Source organism: Paraburkholderia sp. (genome assembly GCF_036488795.1).
Lineage (GTDB): Bacteria > Pseudomonadota > Gammaproteobacteria > Burkholderiales > Burkholderiaceae > Paraburkholderia.
The window spans coordinates 39,932-47,061 of the sequence record NZ_DASXHA010000020.1; the positions used below are offsets into that span (position 1 = coordinate 39,932).

7 protein-coding genes are annotated in these 7,130 nt (G+C 63.1%); 6 read left to right on the top strand and 1 reads right to left on the bottom strand.

What is annotated here, in order from left to right:
- Nucleotides 1–67 precede the first annotated feature (67 nt).
- The 6 genes from can to VGH41_RS02925 all read left to right on the top strand — a co-directional run bounded on the left by can (nt 68) and on the right by VGH41_RS02925 (nt 6,248).
- The gene (gene can / locus VGH41_RS02900) at nt 68–844 is read left to right on the top strand and encodes a carbonate dehydratase (protein WP_331595841.1); all 777 of its coding nucleotides are present in this window, start codon (nt 68–70) and stop codon (nt 842–844) included.
- The gene (locus VGH41_RS02905) at nt 837–2,042 is read left to right on the top strand and encodes an acetyl-CoA C-acetyltransferase (protein ID WP_331595842.1); all 1,206 of its coding nucleotides are present in this window, start codon (nt 837–839) and stop codon (nt 2,040–2,042) included. The genes can and VGH41_RS02905 overlap by 8 nt, the downstream gene beginning before the upstream one ends.
- A gap of 40 nt (nt 2,043–2,082) precedes the next feature.
- Nucleotides 2,083–2,760 (top strand): SDR family oxidoreductase, encoded by a 678-nt coding sequence (locus tag VGH41_RS02910; RefSeq protein ID WP_331595843.1) that lies wholly within the window; start codon nt 2,083–2,085, stop codon nt 2,758–2,760.
- Nucleotides 2,761–2,772: 12 nt separating this feature from the next.
- A complete protein-coding gene (locus VGH41_RS02915; protein WP_331595844.1) occupies nt 2,773–3,903 on the top strand; it encodes an acyl-CoA dehydrogenase family protein in 1,131 nt (376 codons plus the stop codon).
- A gap of 6 nt (nt 3,904–3,909) precedes the next feature.
- Nucleotides 3,910–4,362, top strand: coding sequence for a YchJ family protein (locus VGH41_RS02920; protein ID WP_331595845.1), 453 nt, complete (start codon nt 3,910–3,912; stop codon nt 4,360–4,362).
- A gap of 605 nt (nt 4,363–4,967) precedes the next feature.
- The gene (locus tag VGH41_RS02925) at nt 4,968–6,248 is read left to right on the top strand and encodes a dienelactone hydrolase family protein (protein ID WP_414696588.1); all 1,281 of its coding nucleotides are present in this window, start codon (nt 4,968–4,970) and stop codon (nt 6,246–6,248) included.
- 647 nt (nt 6,249–6,895) lie between these two features.
- Here VGH41_RS02925 and VGH41_RS02930 read toward each other — a convergent pair.
- Nucleotides 6,896–7,130: IS66 family transposase (locus tag VGH41_RS02930; protein WP_331595847.1), on the bottom strand; the 235-nt coding region annotated here is incomplete at its 5' end.

The following is a 7,130-nucleotide window of genomic DNA, read 5'->3' on the forward strand; positions in this document are numbered from 1 at the left end:
TTCAGCTTGCGCCCCTCCTGCAACCACATCGACCGGTCCATCGGTCCTGCAAACCACTCGATACACCATGAACACGAACGCTTCTTCACTGCCCAACCCCCTCGCGCATCTGTTCGAGAACAACGACAGGTGGGTCGAGCGCAAACTATCCGAAGATCCGGAGTATTTCTCACGCCTCGCCCACCAGCAGACACCTGAATATCTGTGGATCGGTTGCTCGGACTCGCGCGTGCCGGCTAACCAGATCATCGGCCTGCCGCCGGGCGAAGTGTTCGTGCACAGAAACATCGCGAACGTGGTTGTGCATACGGATCTGAACTGCCTGTCGGTGATCCAGTTCGCCGTCGATCTGCTGAAGGTCAAGCACATCATGGTGGTCGGTCACTACGGCTGCTCGGGTGTCGCCGCGGCGCTGCACGGACGGCGTGTCGGCCTCGCGGACAACTGGCTGCATCACGTCCAGGACGTGCGCACCAAGCATGCTGCGTTGCTCGAAGAATGGCCGATGGGCGAAGCGCGCCATCGGCGTCTGGTTGAACTGAACACGATCGAACAGGTCGTCAACGTATGCCGCACCACCATCGTCAACGACGCGTGGGCACGCGGCCAGGACCTGACCGTGCACGGCTGGGCCTATGGCGTGCATGACGGCAAGGTGCGCAATCTGGGCATGATGATCGGCGCGCCCGGCATGCTCGATGAAACCTATTCGAACTGCGTCGCAGCCGTGACGGCGCGCGGCGCGCACAAGGCAGATAACGACGTGGTGGCCGCCGACGCGGCCAGGCTGGGCGACGTGCCGGCTATCGTCGAAGGTGTGATCAAGGAGCTAAAGCATGAGTGAGACAAAACGTGACAGCAGTGCCGACCCCATCGTTATCGTGTCTGCAGCACGCACGCCGATGGCCGCATTTCAGGGCGATTTCGCCACGCTGACGGCCCCGCAACTGGGATCCATTGCGATCGAAGCCGCCGTGCAACGCGCGGGACTGAAAGCCGGGCAGATCGACGAAGTGGTGATGGGCTGCGTGTTGCCCGCCGGCCTCGGCCAGGCGCCGGCGCGGCAGGCGGCGCTCGGTGCCGGCTTGCCGTTGGGCACCGGCAGCACGACCGTGAACAAGATGTGCGGCTCCGGCATGCGTGCGGCGATGTTCGCGCACGACATGCTGGCGGCCGGCTCAGCGGATGTGATCGTCGCAGGCGGCATGGAAAGCATGACGAACGCGCCGTACCTGTTGCCGAAGGCGCGCGGCGGCATGCGCATGGGCCACGGCCAGGTGATCGACCACATGTTTTACGACGGCCTCGAAGACGCCTACGAAAAAGGCCGCCTGATGGGCACCTTCGCCGAAGAATGCGCGGCCTCGTTCGATTTCACGCGTGATGCGCAGGACGCGTTCGCCATCGAATCCTTGAAGCGCGCGAAGCGGGCCAACGAAGACGGCTCGTTCGCCTGGGAAATTGCGCCGGTCAAGGTGGAGAGCCGCAAGGGCGATGTCACGATCGAACGCGACGAGCAGCCGTTCAAGGCGAACCTCGACAAGATCGCGACACTCAAGCCTGCGTTCAGCAAAACCGGCACGGTGACGGCGGCGAATTCGTCGTCGATTTCGGACGGCGCGGCCGCGCTCGTGATGATGCGCGAATCGACCGCGCAGCGACTCGGTGTGACGCCGCTGGCACGCGTGGTCGGCCATTCGACCTTTGCGCAGGAACCGGCGAAATTCACCACCGCGCCCGTCGGTGCCATCCGCAAGCTGTTCGAGAAGAACGGCTGGCGCGCGGACGAAGTCGATCTGTACGAAGTCAACGAGGCCTTTGCCGTGGTCACGATGGCCGCCATGAAAGAGCATCATCTGCCGCACGACAAGGTCAACGTGAACGGCGGCGCCTGTGCGCTGGGCCATCCGATTGGCGCTTCGGGCGCGCGCATTCTGGTCACGCTGATCGGCGCGCTCAGACACCGTGGACTGAAGCGCGGCGTGGCGACGCTCTGCATTGGCGGCGGGGAAGCCACTGCGATGGGCATCGAACTGGTATGAGCGCGCTCCACCAGCGCAAACTGAATCGCGAGGTATACGCATGAAATCCGTGTTGATCGTCGGTGCGTCGCGCGGCATTGGCCGCGAGTTCGCGCATCAGTACCAACGGGCTGGCTGGCGCGTGCTGGCCACCGCACGCGACGACGCGGCACTCGAAGCGCTCAAGGCACTCGGCGCGCAGACGTTTTCGCTCGACGTCACCGCGCCCGAAGAAATTGCAGCGCTGGGCTGGAAACTCGATGGCGAGCGCCTTGATGCGGCCATCATCGTGTCGGGCATCTACGGTCCGCGCACGGAGGACGTCGAAATGATTACCGCCGAAGATTTCGACGAAGTGATGGTGACCAACGTGCGCGGTCCGATGCAACTGATCCCGATCCTGCTGCCGCTCGTCGAAGCAGCGCGCGGCGTGCTCGCCGTGCTGTCGAGCAAGATGGGCAGCATCAACGAGGCGACCGGCACGACGGGCTGGCTGTATCGCGTGAGCAAGGCCGCCGTCAACGACGCGCTGAAGATCACCTCGTTACAGACTCGCCAGGCGGCCTGTGTCGCGCTGCACCCCGGCTGGGTACGCACGGATATGGGCGGCGCGCAGGCGGCCATCGACGCCGAGCGCAGCGTCACCGGCATGCGTCAGGTGATCAGCCAGGCTGCGGCTTCACACGAAGCGTTCAACGGCCGCTTCTATCAATACGACGGTACGCCACTCGAGTGGTGAGGAGACACACGCATGCTGCTTGACCAGGATCATCAGATGATCCGTGACGCCGTTCGCACCTTTGTGCGCGAAGCGGTGACGCCGTACGCGGCCCAATGGGACCGTGAGCGCACCTTCCCGAAGGACGTGCACCGGCAACTCGCCGAACTCGGCGCCTATGGCGTGCTCGTGCCGGAAGCGTATGGCGGCGCGGGACTCGACGCGCTGGCGCTGGCGCTGATTCTCGAAGAAATCGCGGCGGGCGATGGCGGTACCTCGACCGCGATCTCGGTCAACAATTGTCCGGTGTGCAGCATCCTGCTCGCCTATGGCAACGACGCACAGAAGCGCGACTGGCTCACGCCGCTCGCCCGCGGCGACATGCTCGGCGCGTTTTGTCTGACCGAACCGCAGGCGGGGTCGGATGCATCGGCTTTGCGAACCACCGCTACCCGCGATGGCGACGCGTACGTGCTGAACGGCGTCAAACAGTTCATCACGAGCGGCAAGAACGGCAACGTCGCGATCGTCTTGGCCGTCACGGACAGAGCCGCCGGCAAGCGCGGCATCAGCGCGTTTATCGTGCCGACCGATACGCCCGGTTACGTGGTGGCGCGCACCGAGGACAAGCTCGGGCAGCATTCGTCGGATACCGCGCAAATCGTCTTCGACAACTGCAGGGTGCCGGCGGCGAACCGGATCGGCGCAGAGGGCGAAGGCTACCGGATTGCGCTCTCGGGGCTCGAAGGCGGGCGCATTGGCATTGCCGCGCAAAGCGTCGGGATGGCGCGCGCGGCCTTCGAAGCGGCGCTGGCGTACGCGAAGGAGCGCGAAAGCTTCGGCCAGCCTTTGTTTGCGCATCAGGCCGTGCAGTTCCGGCTGGCGGAGATGGCTACCCAGCTCGAAGCGGCGCGGCAACTGCTCTGGCACGCAGCTTCGTTGAAGGACGCCGGCCAGCCCTGTCTGACGCAGGCCGCGATGGCCAAGCTGTTCGCCTCCGAAGCCGCCGAGCGCATCTGTTCGGACGCGCTGCAGATTCACGGCGGCTACGGCTACCTGAGCGACTTTCCGGTTGAGCGCATCTACCGTGACGTGCGCGTGTGCCAGATCTACGAGGGCACGAGCGACATCCAGAAGATCCTGATTGCGCGCGGGTTGAACTGAGGCTTCATGAACACGACTTCCTTGACGGCGCAACGACCGACCGACTGCCCCTGCGGCGGCGCCGCGCCGAACCTGCGCAGCGGTGCGAAGCCGCCGCGTTTCAGCCAATGTTGCGGACGCTTCATCGACGGCGGCGAGGCCGCGCCGACGGCCCTTGAACTGATGCGGTCGCGCTATAGCGCCTATGTGCTAGGCGCGACGGATTATTTGCGCGCCACGTGGGCGGCGCACACCTGCCCCGCGGATCTGGACGCGAATCCGGATGCGCCCGATGCGCCCCGCTGGCTAGGTCTGCAAATCAAACGCTTCGTACCGCTTGACGCCACCCATGCGGAGGTGGAATTCATCGCACGTTTTAAAGTTGCCGGCCGGGCTCACCGGCTGCACGAACTGAGCCGCTTCTTACGCGGCGACGACGGCCGCTGGCGCTATGTCGATGGCGACGTCGACGAAAGTTAGGGCGCGCATCACAGGCTCAGCGTAAGGGGAAGAAAGCCAACTGCGATCGTCTTGCAAGCCTCGGTTGCGCATCCACATATGCCCCTTTAAAGCGCTGCGGGGCGCGATATGGCCCGATGTGGACGATCTGCCACACCGGTCATTTCTGCCGCTTATCCTGTGCCAATCCACACTGCGGGATATTCACGCGTTCGCAGGCGTCGAGCACTACGAATTTTCTTCGGCGCGGGTCTTCCGCAATTGCACAAACATAAATTGTCGTGCCAGGATCGCCCTGTAGGTTTTGAAGCGATGCGTTGTGAGGGAGTAGTCCAAACGGTCCCCGCAAAGATGTGAAGAAGCTCTGCCGAATCCTTTCAATTTATGTTTCGACGGCGGCTTCAGGAAACATCGTGTGTTGCTCATCATCGGCGCGTGGGGTCGCGCCGGCCGGTTGTTGGGTTAATCCCGTGCGATCTCGATCCGCGTGTGTGCGCTCAGGCGCAACGTACGCGAGTGTCTTTTTGTTGCCTCAAACCTGACCGAAAGGCAACTGTCAGGGGCGACAGACGGACGCGAAGCGACGACGCAGGTTTTAAAGACGTACTTCAAGGTGGGTGCTGCGAATGGGTTGCAGAAAGTTTTTGACGGCGGGTGTGATGGTATGTGCATGGGCGACGGGTGCCGTGTCGATGGCGCACGCCGGGTCGCTCGCCGACGCACAAGGTGGCCCGCTGACCCGCGCGGAAATCCCACGCATCGCACTGGACGACGACACCTACCTTCCCGCCGCGAAGCTCAACGAGCAGATCATTCGCGTGCCGGTGGATGCCTCGGGCGACATCACGCTTGAAACGACGATCTACAAGCCCGACGGTCCGGGCCCGTTCCCGATGATCGTTTTCAACCACGGCAAGATTCAGGGCGACCCGCGCACGCAGGCGCGCAGCGATCCGCTCCCGTTCGCGCGCGAGTTCGTGCGCCGCGGCTACGTGGTCGTCGCGCCGAACCGTCAGGGTTTTGCGCAATCGGGCGGCACGTATCAGCAGGACGGCTGCGACGTCGAGCGTAATGGCCTCGGCCAGGCGGGCGACGTTGCGGCCACGGTCGATTACATGTCGAAGCAGTCTTACGTGGATGCGCAGCACATTGTGGTGGCCGGCACGTCTCATGGCGGTCTGGCGACCATGGCGTACGGCGTCGAAGCCGCGCCGGGCGTGCGGGCGCTGATCAATTTCTCGGGTGGACTGCGGCAGGACGCCTGCACCGACTGGCAGGGCAATCTCACGCACGCATTTGGCGCGTATGGTGAGAAGACGCATGTGCCGTCGTTGTGGCTGTACGGTGAAAACGATTCGATCTGGTCGGCACCGCTGGTCGCGGACATGTATGCGGCGTATTCGGCGCATGGTGCGAACGCGAAGATGGTCGATTTCGGATCGTACAAGAACGATGCACACCGGCTGGTTGGCGACCGCGACGGAGTGCGGGTCTGGTGGCCGGCGGTCGAAGCATTCCTGGCACGGGTGGGGATGCCGACTGGCGTGCAGTATCGGGTGGCGGATCCTGCGCCGCCCAAGGCCACCGGTTATGCTTCTCTGGATGCCGTAGCTGCTGTGCCTTACGTCGACGAAGCTGGGCGGAACGGGTATCGGAATTTCCTGCATCAGTATCCGAGCCGGGCTTTTGCTGTTTCTGATTCGGGGGCCTGGTCGTGGGCTGAGGGCGGGGATGATCCGATGTCGGTGGCCGTGGCGAATTGCCAGAAGCAGAGTTCGGATCCATGCCGGTTGTACGCGGTTAACGACTCCGTCGTTTGGGCTGATGCTTCGTCGCAGACGGCGAGTGCTCACGGGTCTTCTGTTGCTGCGCCGGCTGATAAGCAAGGGGCTTTGGCTAGTCGGTGATAGCGGTTTTTTGTTTGTCTGGCTGACGGCTGGTTTTTTGGTTGTTTGCCTACGGCGTTGGCCTCTCCTTGCATTCTTATCGGTCTATTGGCTTCGCCCCTGTGTCTGTTTGCCTACGGCGTTGGCCTCTCCTCGCATTCTTGGTGGTCTATTAGCTTCGCCCCTGTGTCTGTTTGCCTACGGCGTTGGCCTCTCCTTGTATTCTTAGTGGTCTATTAGCTTCGCCCCTGTGCGGGGCAGCACCTACTTTTCTTTGCCGCCGCAAAGAAAAGTAGGCAAAAGAAAGCGGGCTCCAACCGCCAGCCAGTAGGTGTCACCCTCGCGCCTCACCCGGCATGGGTCCGAGACCAGACCGTCCCTCGTAAACCCTCTGCCCGTGACAAAGGGCTCATCCATCCCGCCTACGCACTCCGTGCGTGGCCGCCGGGTTCACCCGGTGGCGCCCGCCCCAAAGCTTGGCAAAGAGGGTTATGCCGGACGGCGGGCGCGTAGCGGACGCTGGAGCGGATGAATGCTGTGTCACGAGGGCTGCTGCACGGGGGCAGGTCTCGTGTTGGACCGTTACCCGTACATGACAGAGATGGACACTTATGGGCTGGCGGTTTGAGCCCGCTTTCTTTTGCCTACTTTTCTTTGCGGCGGCGTAACTATTCAGCAGCCGGAAGCGGTGAAACGACGAATCCGGCAAAGGCCAGGGTGAGCGCGTCGATCAGCGAACGGTTCTGTTTGCGCAGGGTGGCTAGGTAGGAGCGGATCGTACAGAAGGCTTGCATGCCCGACACAGCACGGAAACACCCCGAGATTTTCTGTTTGAGCTTGGGCATGCGGATATCGCGTTCGGCCTGGTTGTTATCGAACGGCACCCGGTGATCGGCAATGAAA